We start from the raw sequence: 26205 nt of genomic DNA on the forward strand, positions 1-26205 counted from the left end.
CTAATTACCCCTATAATTATCTTGAAGTCAAAGTATTATAACCCTTGATATGACAATCTATTTACCTACCTTTGTGAAACCATTTGACTATATTTTTTTAATCTGATAAAAAGAATGAAGATACTTTGTCGTTATGTATTTTTACTCTAAGCATATATAATAATGATAAAGGACAAAGGAGAGGAGCAAGATAATGGATGAAACTGTAAACAATACTCCAGAGAAAAAAAAAGGAGTATCCAAAGGACTTATTGCAATCATTGTTGCCGCAGTTTTGGTGATAGGAGGTAGTGTAGCTGCCTTTGTATTATTAGAAAATTCGGCTAAGGCTCAGTATTTTTTAGCAGAGAAAAACTCACTTGATTACATAGGTGATAAATTTGAAGATCGATATCAACCAGAGATGGAGTGGTTAGAAACATCAGAAGAAAATCCTACAGAGTCAACAGTTGAGTTATCAGCTGAATATAATGACCCAAACGGTGGGATGGGATACGGAATGGGATTGGATCCTAGCCAGATCATTAATAACTCTACTATCACCTTAACAACTGCTGCTGACATGGAAGAAAAACAAATATCCACAGAACTAGCTGCATCATTCGGTGAAATGGAGATAGATGGGGTTCAATTCCATGTGACAGCAGAGAAGATTCTTCTTGGCCTACCATTCATCAATGAAATATTACAACTAAAAGATGAAGACCTTGGACCTTTATTAAAAGAAGTAGACCCGGAAACCTTCACAGGTGAAGAATCTATGAATCTAGAACAATTATTTGAAGGAACAAACTCGGAAGATTTAGAGTACTTTAAAGAAGAATATGGAAAGATGATTTTTGATGAGTTACCTGAAGATGCATTTGAACAAACGGAAGAATCTATCAAGGTTAAAGATCAATCTTTAGACACAGAGAAACTTAGTCTTCATCTTTCTGAAGATCAGGTTAAGGACCTTATTGTCAAGACATTAGAGAAAATGAAAGACGATGAAAAACTGAAAGAAATGATTCGTGAGCAAATGGCTTTACAACAGTTTGGTGGTACAGCAATGTCACCTGATGCCGACCAATTTATTGCCGATTTTGAAACTGGTTTAGAAGAAGGAATTAATGAAATAGATAAAGTAAGCATCCCAGATGGGTTAAATTCTACAATTTGGGTCAAAGATGATTTAATTGCCCAGCGAGATTTTTCTGTAAAATTAGGTTCAACAGAAAATGAGGATACCGTTTCCTTGGCTGTAAAAGGTTCGCAACTACTCGAAGATGCAAATCAATCCTTTAACTATGATTTTAGTTATGACGATGGGTATACCGAGGGTACAATGAACTTAACAGGTGACCTTTCTTGGAAAGATAATCAAGCAACTGATTCACTAGCATTAACCTTCGCTGATACGGTTCTTTCTTATAATGGAGAAGAAACCCTTGATGGGACCGCGCGTGAGTTTGAGCGGACATTCTCGTTTGAAGATCCAATGAATGGTGAAGGAAGCTTGATCTGGTCTGGAAATGCAAATTATGAAGGTGACCAAATGACTTCTGAACATTCCTTCTCTGTGAACACGCCAGATATGAGTCAAGACATGTTCTCCTTACATGCTGCTGTTGAAGGGAAAACAATTGATAGTGTCGAGCTACCAAACGAGGACAACGTGAAAGACATAGGAAGTATGAGCATGGATGAATTGTCACAATACTTCAATACTGAGGTAACACCACAATTTCAGCAATGGGTTTCAAACCTTCTTTACGGAGGAGCAGGCTTTTAATCTTTAAAGAAATGGAAGTGCTAGAATGCATTTCATGAGGAATGTAAGATTATTTGTTAAAAATAATGTATTACAGTTTAGGAGGAAGTGGCTCTCACTTCCTCTTCTTTTGCTTTTTCCGATCTTATTAACAGGTCTTGTGCTATTTATTATACTTCAGTTTTTTATTAACGATGAGCATGCCCCTGTTCAAGTCGGGATCGTTGATCAAGACCAATCGGAAGAAACACAACTCGTGAGTCAATTAATTGAAGAGACCCCGCTGAGCTCTTTCCTCGAACTTAGAGGGATGGAAGAGCAGCAAGCGATTGAACGAATAGAAGATGACAGCTTGAGTGCTTATCTAGTCATCCCAAAAGGGTTTACAGAAGACCTCTATCAAGGTCGATCAGTAGAGTTTCCAATCGTAGGTAATCCAACACAACCGGCACAAAGCCAATTAGTAAGAGAGTTAATTGAAAGCGTGACACGACACATACGTGCTTCACAGGCTAATATTCTGACCATTAATTATTATGCGAAGCAGTTGGATATAGATAGTGAAACAAGAAGCGATCTACTCTTTGAACAATTCAAGGAATACTTTTTCTACACAATCGGAAAAGACAGAATAGTAAATGAAAGTGAAATTAGCAATGCGGCTACATCTAACCCACTGAATTATTATAGCTTGTCTTTTTGGTTTACTTTTGTAACATTATGGCTTTTTGTTATTTATAACTTTTTATCTAAGGAAGACACTGTGCGACTTAAGCAGCGGATGAAATTATATGGTGTTACCGAGTTACAGCAGACATTTGCCAAAATGAGCGTTACGCTTATAGTAGCTACGTTATTTTCCGCAATTGCCCTTTTTCTTTTCCATTCATTACTTGATTGGGATATGACGATAGAAGACTATGGACGGGTCTTACTGCTTAGCATGCTTTATAGTACTCAATTTCTCTTTGCTCTCGGGATGGTAGAAATAATAATTTTCTCGCAAAAATTACGTATGCTAACCCAAAGTATATTAAGCGGTGTTTACCTTCTAATAAGTGGTGCACTTATTCCGACAATTTATTTTCCAGTCGTCATCCAAAAATTTATAGACTATGTTCCCTCTGTGGAGGCACTCCATTGGGTGCAAGAAATTGTTTTAAATAACAGAGTATTTGTTGACTATATTCCACTCTTGCTTCTAACGATTGCTACTACTCTTATTTTTATAGGGACAGCTATTGGAAAGGAGCGAATTCAGGAATGAAAGCAATTCTTCAAACACGCTTCATCCATTTAAAAAAGCATTGGGGATCGCTTCTTTTTTGGCTCCTATTTCCTATTATTGCGACTCTGACCATTATGGGGTTAACAAATTCTCTACAACAAGATAGCAAAGTCCCAGTAGGAATTGTCGTAGAAGAGACCACCCCTATGGCATTGGACTTGGTTGATTCTATCAAACAGACGCCTATCATTCGAGTTGAACAACTATCTGAAGATGAAGCTTTAACTCAGCTGGAACAACACCAGCTTGATAGTGTATTTATCATACGGGAAGGCTATGAGGAACAAATAAAAAAAGGAAGTAGAAACCGTCTGATCAAGAGTTATCGTTCAGACCTATCCTTTGCTTACTCTCCTATTGCGGAAATGGTGATGTCCTACGTCCAGCAGGATACCGGTAGAACGAAAGCAGTGCTCACTATTCAGGAACTTAGTGAACAATATGCAAATACAGGGGGAAATTGGACTTGGGAAGAAATTGTGGACAAAAGTAAGGCAGTAGAAGCAGAAGAAAACTTACTACAGACTTCCTTTACTTTTTTAAACGCGCAAACTGAAGAGGATGCAAACCGATTTGTTTTATTTAATCCCTGGGGAGTATGGGCCATTTTTTCAATCCTTTCTACCTTTATGGTAATGGATTGGATTATACGGGAGCGACGCAAGAGCTTATCGCCACGTTTTTTCTTTATGCGAATAGCACTTAAATCATATCTACTGCGAAATGCTATGTTATATCTGCTGTTATTTATCATTATAGACATCGTAACAATTGCAGTATTTTTCAAATCCTTAGGAGAAGCTGTAACGCTGGTATTAATCTTTGCTGTCCTCTCCTTTCGACTTACCGTTTTAATGGGAGCATTCTTACTTGCCATATGGATTAATAAATTACCTGTCTATTATGGTTTCTCGTTTGTGCTCACACTTTTAATTGCCATTATAAGTGGTGCCATTCTTCCGACTGAAGGATTAATAAGTCGCTATCCATGGCTACAATTAGGAAATCCACTAGCACCCTTTCTTTCTAAAGAAATTGGATATGAATGGAATATTTTATTTGTTATCCTAATTGCAATATGGTTTGTACGAAAGGAGAAGAGAAATGTTAAAGGTGCATAACCTATCAAAAAATTACGGAACGCGAAAAGTATTACGAGACATTAATTTCATCGTTAATCCAGGAGAAGTCATCGGTTTGGTTGGGGAAAATGGCGCGGGGAAATCTACTCTGCTGCAGATCCTTGCCACCTTACAAAAACCAACTAATGGTAGCCTATCACTGTATGAACGAAATTTTGAAGATAAAAAGAAACTCCGGAAACAGATTGGGTTTGTGCCCCAAGAAATAGCCTTATGGGATGAATTTACCGTAGAAGAAAATATGGTGTTTTTTGAAAAGCTGGCCTGGACCAATAGAACTAAAACCCAGCTAAAACAACTCTGTTTGGATATGAAGCTCAATAGATGGAAGGACCCTGTTAAGTCCTTGTCTGGTGGGATGAAGCGTAAATTAAACATTGCAATCAGTCTAATTCATGATCCGGATCTACTGTTGCTTGATGAGCCTACAGTAGGTATAGACCTTAAATCGCGCAAAGAGATCGGCAACTATCTAAAACGATTAGCTAAGGATGAAGGCAAAATCATCGTTTACACTTCCCATGATATGGATGAAATTATTTCATTATGTGATCGAATTGTCTGTATCGGGGAAGATCCTTTTTATAAAAACCTACTTGAAGAAGCAGGTAAGTCTATTATTCCAGTTTAAAATTTATATTGCATAATAGATAGATTATAGTAAAATAATCCTGTAAGCTATTTTAAAAGAGAAAGGGGGCAGTTACTATGGAGATAAGAGAGTTACAACAAATGATTCAATATCAGGCAATGGCTACGTTGACTTCATCTTCTGGCTCAAGTCCTTACTCTAATGGTTCCCCCATGATGGAATTAGCATTTAAACAAATGCTACAGGAAAGAATAAACCAGGCAACAACTCAGAGTGCTGATTTAAATAAAAATGTTTCAAATATGAATACTCTTTATACTGCAATACAATCCAGTCCATCGCCAACTTTCACAACAGAGGCAACTGGTGCTGCTTCACAGTATAATACATATGTACAAGAAGCAGCTACAAAGTATGGCTTGGATGAAAAACTTATATATGCGGTTATTAAAAATGAATCCAATTATAACCAAAACGCACGCAGTACTGCTGGTGCCCAAGGTCTCATGCAACTGATGCCCGCTACAGCTAGAGGGCTTGGAGTAACAAATCCATTTGACGCACAGCAAAACATAGAAGGCGGAGCAAAATACTTAAGTCAGATGCTTAGTCGATATAACGGAAATATGGAATTGGCACTTGCTGCCTATAATGCTGGTCCAGGTAATGTTGACAAACATCAAGGCATTCCACCATTTAAAGAAACACAAAATTATGTAACAAAAGTTATGAACAGCTACTTAGCATAATTTCATAAAGTGAAACTACAATCAGTTGGGGGATTCTTTCTTCCCCCACTGATTGTTAGTTAAACGAATCGGGGTGTTAGCGACCGTTTACTCCCACTAAAAACTAAAGGTTTCACTTTGTGTTTTAAAGTGGGAGTCTTACGGATGTTTGCACCGCGGCAAAAAAATGTGGACATATAAACGCCGAACGTTATTGTAACTCTTTTAGAGCTCAAATCTCGTTCGGCGTTTCTTTATTCTATACTCTTTAGTCTATGCAAGGTATTTCCTTATCCCTGCTTAACTTAGTACAATGTCTTTTACTGTATCTGCGTCCAGTTTTTTAATGGTTTCTACAATGATCTTCACAGCATTTTCAAAATCATCACGATGCAAAATTGCTGCATGAGAATGTATATAGCGAGTAGCTACCGTGATAGATAATGACGGTACACCATTTGCAGTTAAATGAATAGAACCTGAGTCCGTACCACCAGCCGCGATAGAAGTGTACTGATAAGGAATGTTGTTCTCATCAGCAGTTGCTAATACAAGATCTCTAACTCCTTTGTGAGATATCATAGAAGCATCGTATAAAACAATCTGTGGGCCTTCTCCTAGCTTACTGTCAGCATCTTTGTCTGATACACCTGGCATATCTCCAGCAATTCCTACATCAACACCAAAACCAATATCTGGCTTTATCGTATGTGCAGCTGTCTTAGCACCACGCAGTCCGACTTCTTCCTGAACAGTTCCCACTCCATATACAACGTTAGGGTGATCTGTATCTTTTAACTGTTTTAACACTTCTATTGCGATAGCACATCCGATACGATTATCCCAAGCTTTTGCCATTAGCAACTTCTCATTATTCATTTGGGTAAACTCAAAATAAGGGACAATAGAATCTCCAGGTTTTACACCAAATTCTTTTGCCTCTTCCTTACTAGAAGCGCCAATATCAATAAACATATCCTTGATATCTACAGGTTTCTTACGTGCTTCTGCAGAGAGAATATGTGGTGGTTTTGAACCAATTACACCAGTTACATCTCCTTTAGTTCCCATAATCGTTACACGTTGTGCGAGCATAACTTGGTTCCACCATCCGCCAATGGTTTGAAAATAAACAAAGCCTTTCTCATCGATCCGTGTTACCATAAAGCCAATCTCATCCAAATGACCTGCAACCATAATGCTTGGTCCATTTTCATCGCCAGCTTTTTTAGCAATTAAACTCCCTAGATTATCGGTATACACCTCATCTGCATATGGAGAGATATATTTATGCATTACCTCTCTTGCTTCTTTTTCATTCCCAGAAATCCCTTTAGCGTCAGTTAAATCCTTCAGCATTGTTAATGTTTCATCTAGTTTTGCCATATATGTACCAGTACCTCCTATAATATAATGTTCCCTTACAGTATAACCGTTTTTTGAAAAATAACAAAACAGAAACGTAGTTTTGAAAAGGCATCCTCATTTATTTTCCAGAGGAACCAAATCCCCCTTTATCTCTAGCAGTTTCAGACATAATGACTGTTTCAACAAGATTTATTTGTGCGACAGGCGCGACAACCATTTGGGCAATTCGCATTTGTTTCAAAACCTGGAAATCTTCTTTCCCATGGTTAATTAAGATTACTTTTATCTCCCCCCGATACCCCTCATCAATTGTTCCGGGACTATTCAGAACCGTAACAGAGTGCTTTAACGCTAACCCACTTCTAGGTCTTACCTGTGCCTCTGTTCCTTGTGGTAACTCAATTTGAATTCCCGTTCTTACTAAAGCTGACTCGCCTGCTTTAATTGTTTTTTCTTCAATTGAGAATAAATCCATCCCAGCATCCCCTTCATTTGCGCGGAATGGTAATGTTGCTTCCTCATCAACTAATTTTACTTTTAATGTATATGTCATGAAATCAACCTCTCCCCTATTTCCATCTAGCTACAATATGTGTGCGCTGATAGCGATGCACTTGTTCTTCTTTTCTTAATCAACATTACAATCATTTCATTTTAACATGATTGGACCTTTAATATTAAACAAGACATTATTAAAGTCATGAAATTATTTTTTAGACAAAAAGTGAAACCTTCCTCCCTTGGTATACGTATAACGAGTATTAATCTGCAGGGAGACGTGTATCTTTATGATTGTGATTCTATTTCGCGTACTCGTTATCATCGCACTGGTACTCCTCGTTTATACATTAATACAATACTATCGCAATCCTTCACGGCGGCTGCGTCTGGCCAAGGTAGCAAATGAATTTTTCTTTCTTGACGAACCAAATAACAGTAAAAAAAATGTGCAGTTTGTCTATAAAGGTTGTTTATTTGAAGGAGAAAAGTATTTAGGTACAACCGAGGATGCATTTGAAGTAGTGAACATCCATGTTACGGTACGAGATCCCCTTGAACTAAGAGGGCTTACGAGAGATGATCTTTATTTTATGGAGAAAGAAATTTTAATGCGATATCCATATGCAAGTATTGAATGGAAGCATCCAATAAATCAGCTGCTTCTTACAAGCATTGAGTAAATATTATAAAACAAACTAAAAACCACTCATCATCAGATGAGTGGTTTATTCATTAAATTATGTCGCTGGGTGGAAGAATTCATTCCATTTAATTATTATCTCTTTTCGTCTCAATAAGTATAATAAAGGAAGCAGAGCCATTAGGAAAATGAAGATATGAAGTGGGGTTAAATTAGAAATCCATTGACCAATGGATGTGTAAACAAAGGCTAATGGAATGTTGGTAATAAGTGCAGACTTTGTATAATCCTTAAAGCCAGCTGAAATTTCCATTAAACATAGGGAAAGTAAGTGAAAATGGATAAATGGCACAAGCCTAAGTAATGCAATTTGAGATGGTGTGAACGAGGTCTGCTTTCCGATTAATTTATGTTTGACACGGACTAATTTGTTAAACGTTCCGGGCATCCAACGAATTACATAGTAGAACATAATACTGGATAACGTAATACCAATTAATGAATAAACACTGCCAGCAACCGCACCAAACAGCACCCCTCCGGAGATACAAATGAAAACAACTGGAAGGAAAAATAACGGCCTTAATAAGTGAAAGCTGATGAATAACAACGGTGCCAAAAATCCTCCTGTTTCAATAAACGCCATCAGGTAATTTCCAAACAGCTCCATAACAAACCTCCTCGCTTCAGAGCCTGCTCAAGCCTCTTTGCCCACCTCCTCACCTCATTATATGATGGTCATTGTCGGATTATGCCCTAATAGAGCGTTATGTAAAGTTTTAAATGGAATAAAGCAGATACACAACGGAAGCTATATTGACTAATAGCAAGATAGGCATACCCCATACAAATGTTTTATGCTTGGTTTTGTGTCTATATCGTTGCATTCCAATAATCGCCCCTAGAGCTCCACCAACAATCGCTAAAAGCCAGAACGTCCTTTCGGGTATACGGTATTGTCTCTTTTTTGCTTTTTGCTTATCTAAACCCATCATAATAAATGCAATGATATTAACGCCTAGAAGATATAGCAGCAATCCATTCAACTCGTCCATTGGAATACCTTCCTTCTTGTAACTACTTGATAATTTTAAATGATAGACTATGTATTATGCTATTTTAGAAAAACTCACATTCGCTCGTCCTTTAGCAAATGTGTACGTTTTTCTTATACTTGGAACCTCAAAATTTCAACTGCATCGACTTTGCTTCCTTGCTGGAATTTTATACTTTCCTAAAGTGTAAAAAAGACCAGATCTCTTATAAAATAAAAGATTTGGCCTTCTACCATTTAGGGCCGAATCAGATGGAGACTTAGCTCCACTAGAAACGGATGCACCTAAACGTTTTTTACTTAACAGCTTGTTTAGCTTTTTCTGCTAATTGAGCGAATGCTTGCTCATCATTAATAGCAAGATCTGAAAGCATTTTACGGTTGATATCAATACCAGCAACTTTTAAACCGTACATTAATTTGCTGTATGAAAGGTTGTTCAAACGAGCTGCAGCATTAATACGTGTGATCCATAGTTTACGGAAATCACGTTTTTTCTGTCTGCGGTCACGATAAGCATACTGACCTGATTTCATTACTTGTTGTTTTGCTGTTTTAAATAACGTTCTCTTTGAACCATAATAACCTTTTGCTAATTTAAGGACGCGTTTACGACGTTGACGCGTTACTGTTCCACCTTTTACACGTGGCATATAAATTCCCTCCTAAAATACATCTCATAGTAGTCTTTTTATTCGTATGTGCTTCTTAACTTATTTGTATGGAAGCATTGTTTTGATACGTTTGAAATCTCCTGCAGATACAACAGTACCTTTACGAAGTTTACGTTTTTGTTTTTGAGATTTGTTTGCGAACATATGGCTTGTGTAAGCATGTGCGCGTTTAAGTTTTCCAGTTCCAGTCTTCTTAAAACGTTTTTGAGAACCTTTATGGGACTTCATTTTTGGCATAGTTATTTCCTCCTCGTAAGCTGTCCAAATATTATTTTTCGTTAACTGGAGCGATCATCATAAACATATTACGACCTTCCATTTTCGGCTTGGTTTCAACGGTTGCAATATCTTTCACTTCTTCAGCGAAACGATCTAGCACCTCACGTCCAAGCTCCTTGTGGGTAATAGCACGTCCACGAAAACGGACTGCTGCTTTTACCTTATCACCCTTCTCTAGGAATTTTCTAGCGTTCTTTAGTTTTGTTTCAAAATCATGATCGCCAATTCCTGGAGTAAAGCGTACTTCTTTAACATTAATGATTTTTTGTTTCTTACGTGCTTCTTTTTCTTTCTTCTGTTGTTCAAAACGGAATTTACCGTAATCCATAATCCGACAAACAGGCGGTTTCGCATTCGGTGCAACTAACACTAAATCTAGGTTTCTTGTTTGTGCGATTTCAAGTGCTTCCTGGCGTGATTTCACTCCAAGCTGATCACCGTTTGAATCAATAAGACGTACTTCCCTAGCACGGATTTTCTCATTAACATTCATATCTTTGCTAATAGCCAGCCACCTCCAAAGTTATTTTGCGTGTTTCTGATCTCTATTGACAAGCGAATCATATACATTAAAAAAGCGTCGGTACAAAATGCACCCACACGTCTCCAATCGTTTAAAAAAGTTCGGAACCAGTCAACTGCAATAGAGCGTCGATCAGGTGAGAAGCGGGTGCTTCTTCTTGTCTTAAGATCATATAATGTTTTCAACTTAATTATCATATCATTTAAAAATACTGCTGTCAACACATGGTAAACAACAATGAGTTCTTAACCAAAATCTATTCTATCATAGATATCTCCATTTAAAAAGGGTAAATCCTTTGAAAACGGATTTACCCTTTAGATATTTATTTTGTATATAATGTTTTACTTGTTATTTCTTCTTTAATTAATTGTTTAAATGCCTCAAAAGATAAGGTGTTGGAAGCTTTTTCACCGTAGCGTCTTACATTTACGGCATCTTCATTAATCTCATTATCACCAAGAACGAGTGCAAATGGGATTTTCTGTGTTTGTGCTTCCCGTATTTTGTACCCAATTTTCTCGTCTCTTTCATCAAGGGATACACGCACCCCATCTAAACGGAGGTCGTCGGCCACTTTTTTGGCATATTCCAGATGGACTTGTGGAGATACAGGAATCACTTTTACTTGAACGGGAGCTAACCAGGTTGGGAATGCTCCTTTGTATTCCTCAATTAAGAATGCAACAAAGCGTTCCATTGTAGAAACAACACCTCGGTGAATAACCACTGGTCGGTGCTCTTTTCCATCTTCCCCAATATAAGTTAGATCAAATTGTTCTGGCAGATGGAAGTCCAATTGAACTGTGGAAAGTGTTTCATCTTTGCCGAGAGCCGTTTTCACCTGAACATCAAGCTTTGGTCCGTAAAATGCTGCTTCTCCTTCAGCTTCTACATACTCTACATTCATTTCTTCCATTGTTTCTTTCAGCATGGCTTGTGCTTTTTCCCACATTGCATCGTTATCTACATACTTCTCTTTATCCTCTGGGTCACGATAGGATAGACGGAAATAATAATCTTCGATACCAAAGTCTTCATATACTTTTTGTACTAACTCTACTACCCGGATAAATTCATCCTTCAATTGATCAGGACGTGCAAAAATATGAGCATCATTCAATGTCATCGCACGGACACGCTGTAAGCCAGCTAGAGCTCCTGACATTTCGTAACGATGCATCGTTCCAAGCTCTGCAATCCTTACAGGTAAGTTACGGTAACTATATAGTTGGTTTTTATACACCATCATATGATGTGGACAGTTCATAGGACGAAGAACTAATTCTTCGTTATCCATTTCCATTACAGGGAACATGTCATCCTGGTAATGATCCCAGTGGCCACTTGTTTTATATAGGTCGACACTACCCAGTACTGGGGTGTATACATGGTCATAACCTAAGCGTTCCTCAAGGTCTACAATATAACGTTCAATGTTACGGCGAATAGTAGCACCCTTTGGAAGCCACAGAGGCAGCCCTTGTCCAACTTTTTGTGAGACAGTAAATATCTCAAGCTCTTTGCCTAATTTACGGTGGTCTCGTTCTTTACGTTCTTCCAAAATGCGCAAATACTCATCCACTTGGCTTTGCTTTTCAAAAGCTGTTCCGTAGATACGTTGTAGTTGTTGATTATTACTATCTCCACGCCAATATGCCCCAGAGATGCTTAACAATTTAAATGCCTTTATTTTATTCGTAGATGGAACGTGAATACCGCGACAAAGATCAAAGAATTCACCTTGTTTATAGATTGTCACTTGTTCCTCTTCAGGAATGGCATCAATTAATTCTTGCTTGAGGTGATCGTCCTTAAACATTTCCTTTGCTTCGTTACGGGATACTTCTATCCTTTTAATTTCTAAGCTTTCATCCACAATACGCTTCATTTCTTTTTCGATTTTTGGTAAGTCTTCTGGTGTTACAGATTGATCCATTTCGATATCATAATAGAATCCCTCTTCAATCACTGGACCTACTCCAAAATTAACGTCACCATACAAGCGCTTGATTGCTTGTGCCATCAAATGAGCTGTAGAATGGCGCATTACTTCAATACCTTCATCATTTTTATAGGTGACGATTTCTATTTTGCCACCGTGATAAAGCTCACGTTTTAAATCAACTAGTTCACCATCCAGTTTAATTGCAACTGCTTGCTTTTTTAGTCCACTGGAGATAGAACTTGCAATATCTTCTCCTGTTGATCCTGCTGGAAACTGTTTTTCAGCTCCGTCAGGAAAAATAATGGTTACTGCTTCCGACATTTCTGCTCACTCCTTCTCTACAATTAAAAAGCGCCCATCCCTCTGCTAATTTGCAAAGGGACGAGCGCTGACACGTCGTGGTTCCACCCAAGTTTCCGCAACAATTTATTACGGCTTTATAACATCTTTAACGCAGATCATACGCTGCTATTTACTTCATTTCCACAGCAGGGTTCAAAGGGGGTAATTAGTTGATGGTATAGAGGAAGCTTACAGCCAAGGCTCCCATCTCTGTACTAACTCAGTTCAACAAATCATGTCCTTCTCAAAACCTTTAAGTTGAGATAATTTATAATCAGTATTATATCTGTTGCTATACAGAAATGCAAGCCCTATTTTTGGCGATTGTTTAAGTAGAAGGCAAAAGGAAAATTATTGTATGGTTCAAAGTCTACTCTTTCCTGAAAAACATTAATAACTGTTAGTGTTTTTGGCTCTGATGGATGATCTCCATAAATTTTAATTTTCTCTGGAGCCATGGCTACAAGCGGTGCCAAATTAAGTTCATCCTCATCAAGCCCAACAATATATAACGGTTCCTTTTGCATGAGCAAGTGTAATTCCATTTTAGACAACCTTTTTCCATTCTGCTTAAAAAAGGAAAAAGGATCGCCTTGTAAAATATGAATAATTTTAAAGCTAGGCTCTTTTTTTGCAATGTATTCACGGAGTAAATAAACAAATTCTTGATGGTCCTCTTCCCGTTTGAACTCATCTATTGCCAATCCTACATAATGAACTAGCTTGTCTTTAAAAACGTTTAAACGAAACTTTACAATAGAATCATAGTGTACCGTAGGCGTATTTTTTATATTTGCCATAAAAAGCGACATTAAGAGTTGCCTAGGATCTTTGTCTTTTCTGACACGGCGACTGTCCTCGTCTTCCCCTGCAAATATCCATTGTGTTAATTCAAGTATTTTTTCCATTTCATCTTGGTTTGTATAATAATAATATTCTTCAATAATGGCGTTTATCATTGCTGTTAAACGGTGGGTAACAAATACTTCAACCATCGCCTTCGAAATGGCATCAAATAGTTCATTTGACTTTATCTCTTTTTCAAATAATATATGATTCCCCCAATCTTTATTGGTTTTCCAGTGTAACTCGATTCCCTTATTGTAGCGAAAAAGCAGTTCACAGAATCGGATTACTTCTTTATCTGACTCAAAATATACTTCAAGCAATCATCATCACCCTCACCCAACACCAAACTGTTACATTATATGGACGAGGAGAGCAAAAAATGAATAAACAACTGAAACTAGTCAATATAGTAAATAAAAAGAAAAAACTGGTAACAGAGTTCCTAAACTCTATCACCAGCTTTTTTTAAGTAAAATGGAGATCTTCTTGTTTACCTAACTAGTTTCAGGCCCACAGATGCTAGATGTCTCTTCGATTTCCTCCAGCAATTCGCACTTCTTTGCTTACTTGTTTTATTCGTTCCATAATTCTACCTGCTTTAACTTCCTCTACGCCACCACGTGTTGTAGCCAAATGACCCTCTAACTGATCCATACTGTAGTTGGATGTAAAAAAGACCGGCAGCCCCTCCATCATGCGATATTGTAAAATAGACCCAAGAATTTCATCACGGAACCAGGCTGAATGAAGTTCTGCCCCAATATCGTCAAGCATTAAGACATCTGCTTTTTTAAAGTAATCAATTTTATCATTAATCGAGTCATCCTTAAAGGAAGCTTTTATTTCCCTTACGAACTCAGGCATATAGATTAGTGTCGAGGAAATGTTTTTCTCCTTCAACTGATTTGCTAAAGCACCAAGAAAATACGTTTTTCCTACTCCAAATGGCCCGTAAAAGTAGATTCCTTTTTTAGGTAATCCTTCTTTAACCTGTCCCACAAAATGTAATAGCTGTCTAACAGCCTCACTTCGCTCGGGGTCACTGTCAATATCGGCGATCGTTGCCTGCATGATTTCCTTAGGCATAAATAGACTTTTGATTAGTTTATGCTGCTTTTGTTGCCTCTCATAATCAACTCTACTATGGCATTTTTCATAGGAAAGATGAATTTCGTTATCTTCCACGTGTAGAATTGGCGAATAGCCCTGTAGCATATTCTGGCAACCACCAAAAGAATTACAACGATCACATTGTTTCGACTGTGTCTTATATTCGTAGAGCTTTATTAAACTCTTATTAATCTCGTTCTTTTTTAATTCGGGATGTGCAGCTAAAAATTCCTTTATTTCCGGATCAGTTAATACTTCCTGTCTCGTACGGTTATAGTTTTCCTGGAAATTTTCATTTTGCTCCATCCAGCGTTTTAATTCAGATTGTACTGGTTTCATCTCAATCATCCTTGCAAATGATTATTTTTATTTATTTTCACCTGAAAATTGGCGCAGCAATGCCTCAATTTCCTGTTGCTCTTTTTCTTTATCTACATTTTGTTCCTTTGAAGTGGAGGGCTGCTTTTTCTTCCGCTCCTTGAACCAATCCGGAATAATTTCTTTCGACGCCGGTTTTCTATAGCTAGAAGCTGCTTGGTTCCCTTTTTGGAAATTCTTTGTTTCTCTCTTTGCAAAAGCCATCGCTTCCTTCGCAGTCTTTAAATTGGCTCTCGACCAATGGCTGGCGATCTTTCCTAAATAGGCCTTGGATAACTTCATATTAGTCTGGAGCAGCACATAATGAATTAATACATTCATGACCGGAGAAGGAAGTCCTTGTGATGTCATAACTTCTCTGATGACTTTCATATCCTGATCAGAAGCATGGTTACCGCTTGATAGATCCTCTAATAACTGTTTGGGAGAGATCTTTTCAAGTTCCATAACTAATTGATCTTCCTTCGTGACGACTTCTTGGGACGATATCTGTGTTGGACTCGATTGTTTTTCGGTTAACTGTATATCCGTTTCCTTGTACTTTGATTTAAATAAATCATGGCAGGCTGTTTTAAATTCTTCAGAGTTAAGCACATTATCCTCAGTAAGTGCCCATAAAAGGGACTTTTCTATTTCAAATGTTTCCAAATCATATAACTGCATCATTTGAATGATTAGTCGCTTATTCTCACCAGTTAACACACGCTGTGCTGGTATCATGCGTTGCCTAAGCATCTGTTCTATCCAAGTAAAATCAAATACTGCTTCACTTGAAGCTGGTTTCTCGTCCTGCTTCACCTGATTGGCTGGAGCCTGTGGCTGAAAGGTTTGAAACACTTCATTGAAGGAAGCCGTTATATTTGACCCTTTTGTGACAGGTTGTTTCGTATAATGTTCCTGTAATAGTTCAAATTTATCCTTGCCGATGTGATGGTAGAGTAATTGTGTAAGCATACCATCTAAGAAAAAGCTTTTTGCAGAGAACGGGCTTTGGATCTCATAGGTATAATAGTTTTGCATTTCACCCTTGTTCTCGTATGTTTTTAACAGCCCAATTCCCTCTAGCTTTAATCGTGCCTGGTAAATTTCATCAAGAGGGAGATTTAAATAATTCATTAATGTATGATGTGTCTGAGGTGAATCTTCCTTTTGTAATTCTACTTCATGCAATAATGTCAAATACAATGTAACAGCCTGGATTCCAATCAGTGGCTGATACAAATGGGTCAATGATTTTGCATAGTCGACAGGTAAAGGTGATTTCACCACCACATAATAGCCTTCAATAGGCAAAATTTTACCAATAAAATTCATCGTGATTAACCCTTTCGCTTAACCCAATTTACTACGGTTTTGAACGTGTACCGTCATTCTTATCTGTTTTAATGAGATCTTTTAACTCATCAAAAAACACACTAATATCCTTAAACTGACGATAAACAGATGCAAAGCGGACATATGCCACTTCATCTACTTCGGAAAGCCTGTCCATCACCATTTCTCCTATCTCGTTGCTGTCAATTTCAGACATACCAGTGTTTCGCAGTTCTTTCTCAACATCTATCGCTACCGCTTCAATTTTTTCAAGCGGAACGGGTCGTTTTTCACACGCCTTTATTAAGCCTCGAATAAGCTTTTCTCTGCTGTATTCCTGCCTTGTTCCATCCTTTTTCACAATGATTAACGGTACTTCCTCAATTCTTTCAAAGGTAGTAAAGCGAAAACCACAGGCTTCACACTCTCTTCGTCTTCGTATGGAACGGCCCTCTTCTATTGGTCGCGAATCCAATACTTTTGTACTTTTATATTGGCAATTGGAGCATCTCATGTCGTGGTGTCCCTCCTTTATGTCTTTTCATGAAGGAAATCTATTTTTTATCCGTAATTAGCTGCAGATGTTTGTTAAGTTCATTGTATAATGTTTTGATTAACTTTGAGCTATAGCCCAAATCAAACGGTAAGGCTGACTCTGTAGTAACGGAAAAATCAATGGCTGTCTGATAGGGCCTAACCATAATAACGGTCGCTACAACAAATGCCTTTTTCCCCTTTTTTACATACATGCTAATCTCACCATGTTCTGCTGAAACAGCGTTTAATTCATAGGATGGTGAATTTTTAATGATATCTTCAAGGGCACGTAGTCCCTTGTCTTTTGATGTTTTATAATAATGTGTGTTAAGTGACTCGTCCCAGTGATTTTCCTTAGTTTCAGCATGATTACTTAAATATTTTCCAATCGTATTGCGAACACCCATATCGCACACCTCATCATGAATATATTCTCAAACTTAAATATAAGAATTCTGATCGCTATGTAATAACTACATCTTTAATAGATTACTATTAATCTTAACATGTTTCAGGGAATTCCTCTAGACTGAACATCATAAGAGTGGCTATGCTTAGGGGAAAATAAAAGGTTGACTAGTTAGCAGTGTTTGATCACTGAATTAGTCAACCTGTTCTTATATTATAATACGCTTTGGAATTTTCCTGCTTTTACCGGCCCCATACCACGTGGAACTTCAACTTTTTCGAAAGTTTTAGACTCTAGCGCTTCAGCAATATATGTTGCTGCGACATTTGGATCAATAATGTCTCCGCAGGTATATACATCAATGCTCGCATAGCCATGTTCCGGAAAGCTGTGGATGGTTAAATGTGATTCTGATATTATAACCACACCGCTCACACCGTGTGGTGCAAACTTGTGAAATGCTACCTCTCGAATCTCTGCACCAGCTTTAAGTGCTGCATCCACAAAAATTCGTTCTATCAATCCCATATCATTTAATTTATCAATATTACAATCCCATAATTCGGCAATAACGTGTCTTCCCATTGTATCCATATAAATCCCCCTTATTTATGGTGATCCTCCTGATTTCTAACACCGCCACGGGGGAAAGTTAGTCCGATGAGGTCCTAACCCTTTAAGCGGATAAACCATTTAATCAGGAAGTACATCGAAAAGTATATATGTTTTCTGCTTGATTTGCAACACGTTTTTTTTCGAAAAAGGGAAGTTTGAAAATTGATGTTCTTATAAGAATCTTTCACTCTTTTCTAATTCTTCTATTATATCTTTTTATCTATTGCCGTACTGGTTGCCCCCCGAAAATATTATATCTTGAAAGCAGTTTACGATACCACTGCAGAAGTACGATACATATATTTCCCCACATATTTTGTAAGGTCACTTACACGTTTTGCATATCCCCACTCATTATCATACCATGCAAGCACCTTTACTTTGTTCCCTTCCATTACCATGGTGGATAGTCCATCAATGATTGCTGAATAATTTGTAGTGGTGTAATCAATCGAAACGAGTGGTTCTACACTATAATGTAAAATCCCCTTCATACTTCCGGCTGCTTCATCAGCAAAAGCCTTGTTGACCTGCTCTGTAGTAACCTGGTGGTTAAGATCTACGACTAAGTCGACTAGCGAGACATTTGGTGTAGGTACTCTTAGTGCCATGCCATGCAATTTGCCGTTCAAATGAGGTAAAACCTCACCTAACGCTTTGGCCGCTCCTGTGGAGGTTGGAATAATCGATTGGGTACAACCTCTAGCGCGTCGAAGATCTTTATGTGGATTATCAATGTTTTTTTGGTCATTTGTAAAAGCATGGACGGTTGTCATCAAGCCATTCTTTATTCCGAAATGGTCATCCAATACTTTTACTACGGGCGCTAAGCAATTTGTTGTACAGGAAGCATTGGAAAGAATGTGATCCGTGTCGGGGTCATATTCTGACTCATTCACCCCCATTACGATGGTTCTATCCAACCCTTTTCCTGGTGCTGTAATAACTACTTTCTTGGCCCCTGCCTCTATATGCTTACCCGCACTTTCTTTTGTTTTAAACTTTCCTGTTGCTTCAATAACTATGTCAACCCCAAGGCTTTTCCACGGCAGCTTCTCCGGTTCCCTTGAATTTACTATCTTTACTTTCTTTTCATTTACTTGCAATCCGTTTTGAAGCGCTTTCACTTCTTCGGAAAAAATACCGTGTACACTATCATATTTAACTAGGTGTGCCAATGTATCTGCAGAATAATTAGCATTGACTGCAACCACCTCAATTTCACTGTCCAATATCAGTTGGCGAAAAACCATTCTGCCAATTCTTCCAAACCCATTTATCGCGATTTTTGTCTTCCCCATTTAGACAACCTCCCGTTAAGCTATACTTTAATCGAGATATTTCAAAATAAGTATAACATAAAAACTAATTAGTGTGTCTTATTAAAAAGAAAAAACCTGACAAAATTGTCAGGTTCGGATTTTAGTTTAGTTTTCAGTAGTTAGGTCTCTCCATTGTTGAAGTAACTGTTCAAGTTGTTCATATGTCTCTTGCTTTGTACCATTATTATCAATCACGGCATCTGCCATTTTTACTTTCTCCGTAATAGGAATCTGTGACTGTATGCGTTGCCTTGCTTCTTGCTCATTATAGCCATTCCGAGTCATCAGCCGAGTTAGCTGGACCGATTCTCTCACACTAATAACAAGCGTCTTATCGACAAGGTGCGTTAGGTTACTCTCAAATAGTAAAGGAATATCCAATACAACAGTTGGCACACCTGCTTTTACATAGGCGTCTCTTTTAGCAAGCATCCTTTCACGTACTGCAGGATGCACGATGTTATTAAGTTTCTCTCGCATCACGTGGTCATTAAATATAATTTCACCAAGCTTTGCCCGGTCTATGGTTTTATCTTCTTGCAAAATACTGTTACCAAATGTATCCACTATTTTAATGTATGCATCCTCATGAGGATTTACTACTTCTCTAGAAATTTTGTCTGCATCGATTACCGGTACATTAAGATCATGGAACATGAGAGAGACGGTGCTTTTTCCACTGGCAATACTTCCAGTAAGTCCAATTTTAAGCGTCACTATTCTCCCACCTCAATTATTTTTTTTGGCAGGTACTGCAAACATGCGTACCACGGCCGCCCACTTTCATCTTCATAATCGGTTTTCCGCATTTCTTACAAGGTTTATTTTCTTGTCCATACACATATAGGGACTGTTGAAACATTCCCATTTGCCCTTGTCCATTTACATAGGAACGAATGGTTGTACCACCTAGTTCGACTGCCTCAGCTAATGTTTTAATAGCTTGTTCCTGAATAGCCTTTACTTCTTTTTTGGTTAGCTTACTAGCTTTTTTTAAAGGATGGACACCAGCTTTATATAATGTTTCATCTACGTAAATATTGCCAAGACCTGTCACGATGGTTTGGTCTAAGAGGGCCGATTTAATTACCCGCTCTGTTTTTTTCAATTTTTGATAGAAGTATTCAAATGTAAAAGTAGCATCAAATGGATCTGGACCTAATTGATTCAACGGTTTATTAAGAAGCTCTTTGCCTCGCTGATATAGATGCATTGTACCAAACTTCCGAACATCGTTATAACGAAGTTCTTCTCCATTTGTAAAACGGAAGATTACATGAGTATGCTTTTTAACCGCTTCCCCCGGTGGCTCTACACTATATTTCCCTTCCATCCGAAGGTGAGACACCATAACGTAATCATCTAGCTGAAAAAGTAAAAATTTTCCCCTTCTTGTTATATCCGAAATCGTCTGTCCAGTTAGCAGTGTTTGAAATTGCTGCACGTCATCTGGTTCTTTTATAATATTTGGCCAGAAGACCTCTACCTGCTCAATTGTTTTATTTAATACAAATTGTTTAAGTGTATTTTTTATTGTTTCTACCTCAGGTAATTCAGGCATGTTTTTCGTCTCTCCTTACTTCGCGTCGAACCAGCTGGAACCGTAAGCATAATCTGCTTTCAACGGAACAATGAGATCCACTGTGTTTTCCATCATTTCCGGCACTATTTCTTTTAACTTGTCTAATTCCTCTTTTGGAGCTTCAATAATTAATTCATCATGGACCTGTAACAGAATACGCGCCTGCAATTTCTCTTCCTGCAGTTTTTCATGCAAGTCAATCATAGCCTTCTTAATAATATCTGCTGCACTTCCCTGAATTGGTGTATTCATTGCTGTTCTTTCTGCAAAGCTACGAAGATTAAAATTCCTGCTCGTAATATCCGGTAAATATCTTCTTCGTTTCATTAATGTGGTGACATATCCTTGATGCTTTGCATCTTGTACAATTTCGTCCATATAAGCCTTAACCCCAGGGTAGCTCTCAAAGTAACGCTCAATAAACTTTTTTGCATCCTTACGGGTGATACCTAGATTTTGTGATAATCCGAAGTCACTAATTCCATATACAATACCGAAGTTTACCGCTTTGGCCTGTCTCCGCATATTTCCGGTAACCTCGTCCTTGTCTACATGAAAAACATCCATTGCTGTTTGTGTATGAATATCGGAATCCTCTTTAAAGGCAGCCACCAATTTCTCATCATTTGCTATATGTGCTAGCACCCTTAATTCAATCTGTGAATAATCGGCTGCAAACATGATCCAATCTTTCTTAGAAGGAATAAAAGCTTGTCTAATTTTCCTGCCTTCTTCCAGTCTAATCGGGATATTTTGCAGGTTAGGATCAATTGAGCTTAAGCGACCTGTTTGTGTTAGTGCCTGGTTAAAGCGCGTATGAATTCTATTTGTGTCTTTATTTACTACTTTCAATAATCCTTCGATATAGGTAGACTGAAGCTTACCTAATTGGCGGTAAAGAAGTAACTTTGGAATAATTTCATGTTCGTGTTCCAGCTTTTCCAATACATCCGCTGCAGTTGAATAGCCTGTCTTTGTTTTCTTCACAACAGGTAACTGTAGTTTTTCAAATAAAATCGGCCCCAATTGCTTAGGTGAGTTAAGATTAAATGTTTCACCTGCAAGCTCATGTACTTCTTTTTCTAATTCAGCTAGCCTAGATTTTAAATCAATACTCATTTCCTCAAGTCGCTCAACGTCCACTTCAACACCATAGTGTTCTATCTCACCAAGAATTAAAGCAAGTGGCATCTCTAACTCTGTACATAATTCCTTTTGTTCATTATCAATCAGCTGCTGATTCATATTATCTGTTAACTCAAACAATGCTTTTGTTTTACGAACAACGTGTTCCGCTAATACTGGCTGTTCTGGAACCTTTTGCTTTGCACCTTTGCCATAAACTTCCTCATCAAAGAGAACAACTTGTTTTCCCATTCTATTTGCAATAGCAGGGATGTCATGGTTATTATCCGCTGGATTCAGCAAATATGACGCAAGCAGCATATCAAACGTAATTCCTTTTATGTGAATCCCATTTCTAAGAAGTGTTACTAATGTTTTTTTCGCATCAAATACTGCTTTCTTTTTACTGCTGTCTTCTAGCCATGCTTTAAATGATTCTGAAGATAATGCAATTTCTGTTGGGATAAAGTAGGCTTGCTCTCGATTAAATACCCCAAAACCCTCAATTTCCGTTTGGTGGTAATTTTCACCAAGTGTTTCCACGACGATGGATTCATCTCCAAGAAACATGGATTCATCGATTTCTTCTACAATTTGAAAATCAATGTCCTGTAATTCACTTTCTGTTGGTTCTTCAGCTGATACATTTCCTCCAAGTTTGTCTAACAATGACTGGAAACCTAGCTCCTTAAAAACCCCACTAACATCACTTGGTTGGTAGCCATTAAAGGCAATGTCCTCTACCTTAATTGTGATAGGAGACTCCCGGTCTATGGTCACAAGCTCTTTGCTCATAAACGCATCATCTTTGTATGTAGTTAGCTTTTCCTGTAATTTCTTTCCACTAACCTCGTCCACATGGTTATAGAGTTCTTCTAACGTATTGTATTGCTTCAACAATTTAGTGGCGGTTTTCTGTCCCACACCGGGGACCCCAGGAATATTATCGGAGCTATCTCCCATAAGTGCTTTTAGATCAATAATTTGATCTTGATGCAGCTCCATTTTTTCCTGTAAGAAAGCTGGGTTATATTCTTCCACATCACTAATGCCTTTTCTTGTCAAGCGGACGGTTACCGAATCGGAAACAAGTTGTAATAAGTCCTTGTCCCCTGAAATAACCGTGACGTCCCACTTATTTTGTTGAGCCGTTTTAGAAAGCGTACCTATGATATCATCTGCCTCATAGTTTTCCAGTTGGTAATGCGGGATATGAAAAGCATCCAATACTTCTTTTATAAGGGGAAATTGTTCTGATAACTCGGAAGGCGTTTTTTGCCGACCACCTTTGTACTCTTTATAAGTTTTGTGACGAAACGTCGTCTTTCCTGCATCAAACGCAACAAGCATATGTGTTGGTTTTTCTTCTTCCAGAATTCTAAGTAACATCGTCGTAAATCCATACACAGCATTTGTATAAACACCTTTGTCATTATTAAGCAAGGGAAGTGCAAAAAAAGCACGGTACAAAATACTATTACCATCTATTAAAACAAGCTTTTCAGACATCGTAATTATCCTCCATTCCAGAATCTTCATTACCCCTATAGTATCATTCTCTATCATGAAAGTGAAAAAATATATACATGAATAGAGCCACCGGATAGAAAGTGAAACTTCAATCAGTGGTGACATTCTTCCCCCACTGATTGTTAGTTGAACGAATCGGAGTGTTAGCGTCCGTTTTCTCTCACTAAAAACTAACGATTTCACCTCATGTTTTGAAGTGGGGGTCTTACGGACGGTTGCACTGGGATAAAAAGAAAGAAGATGACCCTATAGCTAAAAGGGGCACCCTCTTCCATTCTCCATATGCTGTACAAAATATTAATTATTAATCGATCAGTTCTTTTTTAAAAGTAACAGACACTGTTGTGCCTTTATTCAGGTCACTACTGATTTGAATATCCCCTCTATGGACTTCCACAATATGTTTTACAATAGCTAGACCAAGCCCCGTGCCACCTGTATCTCTGCTCCTCGCCTTGTCAACACGGTAAAAACGTTCAAAAATGCGTGGCAATGCTTCTTGGGCTATCCCAATTCCTGTATCCCTCACTTCTATCATAACCTCATCTTTGGTGTTTTCACCATTAATCCAGATCTGCCCATTGACAGGGGTATAATTGATCGCATTATCTAGAAGGTTAATAATGACTTGCTTTAAACGCTCTTTATCTGCTTTTATTATTGCCTCATCACTAATATTAACGGATAGCAAAAGCTTCTTTTTATCCATTTTATGTTTCATCAACATGGCCACTTCGGATACAACTTGCTTTAAATTAATTTCAGATAATACTAGCTGGAAATCTTCCTTTTCAAGTCGAGATAAAATAAGGAGATCTTCAATTAGTAATTGCAAACGTTCACTCTCATTATAAATAATACCGAGGAATTCCTTACTAGCTTCTTTATCATCCATCGTGCCATCCAAAAGAGTTTCCGCAAACCCTTTAATCGATGTAATAGGAGTCTTCAGTTCATGCGAAACATTGGCAACAAAGTCCTTGCGCATTAACTCCAGCTTTTTCATTTCTGTAATATCATATATGACTAATACCGCACCTTTTAGCATGCCTTTTTCATTAAAAATTGGTGCACCGACTATTTCCAAATAGATTTTATCAATGCCTTTATAGTGGGTAAACGCTTCTTTTACATTTTTTTCATATAAGAATGTCTTTTGTACCGTTTCATGAATAATTTCATTCTCTAATATATCGTAATAAAGGTGCCCCTTATAATCCTTTGGTACACCGCCAAAGATGTGGATGAATTTCCGGTTAACAAAATGAATATATCCTTTTGCATCAACTAGAATAAGACCACTTTGTGTATTATCAATTACAGTTGATAATTGCTCCGATTGCATCTTCTCGTGCCTGGCGAACTCCCCAATATTACGAGCAAGGGAATTTATTTTTGCACTTAATAAACCAATGCTATCATTGCTGGGATGATGGAATCTAGCACGATAGTTTCCCTTCACTATTTCTTCAATGGTACTTGTCGCTTTCTTTATCGGACGTATGTAACGTTCATAAAGATGCATTAAAAATAATGTTAAAATTATAAACTGGGTTAGTAGAACAGACCCTAAAATAACTATGTTATCAACAATTTGGTACAGGACAAGTCCTGTGGCGAAAACCACAATGAAAACGCCAAATAAATAAGTAGCTAGTGGTTTCTTAAAGAGTGCTTTCATGTAGTAGGCTCCTCCAATTTATACCCGAGACCGCGTACTGTTTTAATATATTTAGGTTTTTTTGTGTCCGGTTCGATTTTATCTCGTAAATGGGATACATGGACATCTACTATTCTTGTATCTCCAACAAAATCATAATCCCAAACACCGCTCAACAGTTGATCACGTGAGATTACCTTTCCTTTATTGTTTGCCAGATAATGAAGTAATTCAAATTCTTTTCTTGTAAATGTTATGACCCTATCAGCAATTTCAGCCTCATAGCGCTCAGGGTAGACAATTAGTTCCCCTATTTTTAAAGAGGAATAGGTTGATTTGCTTACCTTGTTAGATCGTCTTAGGATAGCTTTCATTCTGGCAATTACTTCTTTAGGACTAAACGGTTTTGTCAAATAATCATCAGCGCCTAATTCAAGACCAAGTACTTTATCAAACTCTTCATCTTTAGCAGTGAGCATGAGGATGGGTGTATCAATTTTGTTATTACGGAGGTACTTGCATACTTCCATCCCATCCATTTCAGGTAGCATGAGATCAAGAATGATTAAATCATAGTCATTTGCCTCAGCCTTTTTAATCGCTTCGGCTCCATCATATGCTACATCTGTCTGAAATCCTGCTTTCTCAATATTGAAATTAAGAAGTGTCACAATGGACTTCTCATCATCTACAATAAGTATATTTTGCTTCATTCAAAATCCCCATTTCTCTAGAGAATATCGTATCTATTACCATTTAATTACGTTCGACCTACCCTCATCTTACAATGAATAGGTGACAATGTGAACATATTAAAAACTTTGTTAACTAAAATTTACAAAAAACATCTTAGACTGGGGATCTAGATAATGAAAATGTAGAGAAGAATGAGTAGAAGAATCGAATACCACACACTGAAAATACGTCCCAACACAGCCTCTT

The 26205-nt window shown here is 37.7% G+C and carries 26 protein-coding genes and 1 other annotated feature; of the genes, 6 read left to right on the plus strand and 20 right to left on the minus strand.

The window, feature by feature from the left end; genetic code table 11:
• The first annotated feature begins 193 nt into the window (after positions 1–193).
• The 5 genes from K3T81_RS13360 to K3T81_RS13380 all read left to right on the plus strand — a co-directional run bounded on the left by K3T81_RS13360 (position 194) and on the right by K3T81_RS13380 (position 5524).
• Positions 194–1774: a DUF6583 family protein gene (locus tag K3T81_RS13360; RefSeq protein ID WP_238020518.1), complete on the plus strand. Its 1581-nt coding sequence runs from the start codon at positions 194–196 to the stop codon at positions 1772–1774.
• Between the two features lie 34 nt (positions 1775–1808).
• Positions 1809–3020, plus strand: coding sequence for an ABC transporter permease (locus K3T81_RS13365; RefSeq protein WP_238020519.1), 1212 nt, complete (start codon positions 1809–1811; stop codon positions 3018–3020).
• Positions 3017–4162: an ABC transporter permease gene (locus K3T81_RS13370; RefSeq protein WP_238020520.1), complete on the plus strand. Its 1146-nt coding sequence runs from the start codon at positions 3017–3019 to the stop codon at positions 4160–4162. Before K3T81_RS13365 ends, K3T81_RS13370 begins: the two co-directional genes overlap by 4 nt.
• Entirely contained in the window at positions 4146–4814 is a 669-nt protein-coding gene (locus K3T81_RS13375) for an ABC transporter ATP-binding protein (protein ID WP_238020521.1), read from the plus strand. The genes K3T81_RS13370 and K3T81_RS13375 overlap by 17 nt, the downstream gene beginning before the upstream one ends.
• Positions 4815–4891: 77 nt before the next feature.
• Positions 4892–5524, plus strand: coding sequence for a lytic transglycosylase domain-containing protein (locus tag K3T81_RS13380; protein WP_238020522.1), 633 nt, complete (start codon positions 4892–4894; stop codon positions 5522–5524).
• A 279-nt stretch (positions 5525–5803) separates the two neighbouring features.
• Here K3T81_RS13380 and K3T81_RS13385 read toward each other — a convergent pair whose 3' ends face one another.
• Together K3T81_RS13385 and dut are read right to left on the minus strand one after the other, a co-directional pair.
• Positions 5804–6889, minus strand: a complete 1086-nt coding sequence (locus K3T81_RS13385; RefSeq protein WP_106897111.1) for a M42 family metallopeptidase — start codon at positions 6887–6889, stop codon at positions 5804–5806.
• A 100-nt stretch (positions 6890–6989) separates the two neighbouring features.
• Positions 6990–7424, minus strand: a complete 435-nt coding sequence (gene dut / locus K3T81_RS13390; RefSeq protein ID WP_106897112.1) for a dUTP diphosphatase — start codon at positions 7422–7424, stop codon at positions 6990–6992.
• 235 nt (positions 7425–7659) lie between these two features.
• Here dut and K3T81_RS13395 point away from each other — a divergent pair, with 235 nt between their 5' ends.
• The gene (locus K3T81_RS13395) at positions 7660–8052 is read left to right on the plus strand and encodes a sigma-w pathway protein ysdB (RefSeq protein ID WP_106897113.1); all 393 of its coding nucleotides are present in this window, start codon (positions 7660–7662) and stop codon (positions 8050–8052) included.
• Between the two features lie 57 nt (positions 8053–8109).
• Here the strand turns inward: K3T81_RS13395 and K3T81_RS13400 are convergent, their stop codons facing one another.
• From K3T81_RS13400 to K3T81_RS13485, 18 genes are all read right to left on the minus strand, one after another.
• Positions 8110–8682 (minus strand): TVP38/TMEM64 family protein, encoded by a 573-nt coding sequence (locus K3T81_RS13400; RefSeq protein ID WP_036572178.1) that lies wholly within the window; start codon positions 8680–8682, stop codon positions 8110–8112.
• 109 nt (positions 8683–8791) lie between these two features.
• Positions 8792–9067, minus strand: coding sequence for a DUF1294 domain-containing protein (locus K3T81_RS13405; protein ID WP_106897114.1), 276 nt, complete (start codon positions 9065–9067; stop codon positions 8792–8794).
• 295 nt (positions 9068–9362) lie between these two features.
• Positions 9363–9719 carry a 50S ribosomal protein L20 gene (rplT, locus tag K3T81_RS13410; RefSeq protein WP_106897115.1) on the minus strand — a complete coding sequence of 119 codons (357 nt, stop codon included), beginning with the start codon at positions 9717–9719 and terminating at the stop codon, positions 9363–9365.
• Between the two features lie 60 nt (positions 9720–9779).
• Positions 9780–9977, minus strand: a complete 198-nt coding sequence (gene rpmI / locus K3T81_RS13415; protein ID WP_106897116.1) for a 50S ribosomal protein L35 — start codon at positions 9975–9977, stop codon at positions 9780–9782.
• A 31-nt stretch (positions 9978–10008) separates the two neighbouring features.
• Complete coding sequence (infC, locus tag K3T81_RS13420; RefSeq protein ID WP_036572171.1) at positions 10009–10512, minus strand: translation initiation factor IF-3; 504 nt, start codon at positions 10510–10512, stop codon at positions 10009–10011.
• Between the two features lie 72 nt (positions 10513–10584).
• Positions 10585–10707: a sequence feature (ribosomal protein L20 leader region), on the minus strand.
• Between the two features lie 160 nt (positions 10708–10867).
• On the minus strand, positions 10868–12811 hold the full coding sequence (gene thrS / locus K3T81_RS13425) for a threonine--tRNA ligase (protein WP_238020523.1): 1944 nt from the start codon (positions 12809–12811) through the stop codon (positions 10868–10870).
• A 332-nt stretch (positions 12812–13143) separates the two neighbouring features.
• A complete protein-coding gene (ytxC, locus tag K3T81_RS13430) occupies positions 13144–14001 on the minus strand; it encodes a putative sporulation protein YtxC (protein ID WP_106897118.1) in 858 nt (285 codons plus the stop codon).
• A 199-nt stretch (positions 14002–14200) separates the two neighbouring features.
• A complete protein-coding gene (gene dnaI / locus K3T81_RS13435) occupies positions 14201–15130 on the minus strand; it encodes a primosomal protein DnaI (RefSeq protein WP_238020524.1) in 930 nt (309 codons plus the stop codon).
• A gap of 27 nt (positions 15131–15157) precedes the next feature.
• A complete protein-coding gene (locus tag K3T81_RS13440) occupies positions 15158–16483 on the minus strand; it encodes a replication initiation and membrane attachment family protein (RefSeq protein ID WP_238020525.1) in 1326 nt (441 codons plus the stop codon).
• A 31-nt stretch (positions 16484–16514) separates the two neighbouring features.
• Positions 16515–16997, minus strand: coding sequence for a transcriptional regulator NrdR (nrdR, locus tag K3T81_RS13445; protein WP_036572161.1), 483 nt, complete (start codon positions 16995–16997; stop codon positions 16515–16517).
• A gap of 40 nt (positions 16998–17037) precedes the next feature.
• Positions 17038–17427, minus strand: a complete 390-nt coding sequence (locus K3T81_RS13450; RefSeq protein WP_106897121.1) for a cytosolic protein — start codon at positions 17425–17427, stop codon at positions 17038–17040.
• A gap of 215 nt (positions 17428–17642) precedes the next feature.
• Positions 17643–18023 carry an adenosylmethionine decarboxylase gene (gene speD, locus K3T81_RS13455; RefSeq protein WP_106897122.1) on the minus strand — a complete coding sequence of 127 codons (381 nt, stop codon included), beginning with the start codon at positions 18021–18023 and terminating at the stop codon, positions 17643–17645.
• 290 nt (positions 18024–18313) lie between these two features.
• Positions 18314–19345, minus strand: coding sequence for a glyceraldehyde-3-phosphate dehydrogenase (locus tag K3T81_RS13460; RefSeq protein WP_238020526.1), 1032 nt, complete (start codon positions 19343–19345; stop codon positions 18314–18316).
• A 126-nt stretch (positions 19346–19471) separates the two neighbouring features.
• Entirely contained in the window at positions 19472–20083 is a 612-nt protein-coding gene (gene coaE, locus K3T81_RS13465) for a dephospho-CoA kinase (protein WP_238020527.1), read from the minus strand.
• Positions 20084–20099: 16 nt separating this feature from the next.
• Positions 20100–20927: a DNA-formamidopyrimidine glycosylase gene (gene mutM / locus K3T81_RS13470; RefSeq protein ID WP_238020528.1), complete on the minus strand. Its 828-nt coding sequence runs from the start codon at positions 20925–20927 to the stop codon at positions 20100–20102.
• Between the two features lie 15 nt (positions 20928–20942).
• Positions 20943–23582 carry a DNA polymerase I gene (polA, locus tag K3T81_RS13475; protein WP_106897126.1) on the minus strand — a complete coding sequence of 880 codons (2640 nt, stop codon included), beginning with the start codon at positions 23580–23582 and terminating at the stop codon, positions 20943–20945.
• Between the two features lie 325 nt (positions 23583–23907).
• Positions 23908–25284, minus strand: coding sequence for a two-component system histidine kinase PnpS (pnpS, locus tag K3T81_RS13480; protein WP_238020529.1), 1377 nt, complete (start codon positions 25282–25284; stop codon positions 23908–23910).
• Complete coding sequence (locus K3T81_RS13485) at positions 25281–25976, minus strand: response regulator transcription factor (protein ID WP_036572145.1); 696 nt, start codon at positions 25974–25976, stop codon at positions 25281–25283. The genes pnpS and K3T81_RS13485 overlap by 4 nt, the downstream gene beginning before the upstream one ends.
• Positions 25977–26205: the final 229 nt, after the last annotated feature.

The organism is Oceanobacillus jordanicus (genome assembly GCF_022095695.1).
Lineage (GTDB): Bacteria > Bacillota > Bacilli > Bacillales > Amphibacillaceae > Oceanobacillus_B > Oceanobacillus_B jordanicus.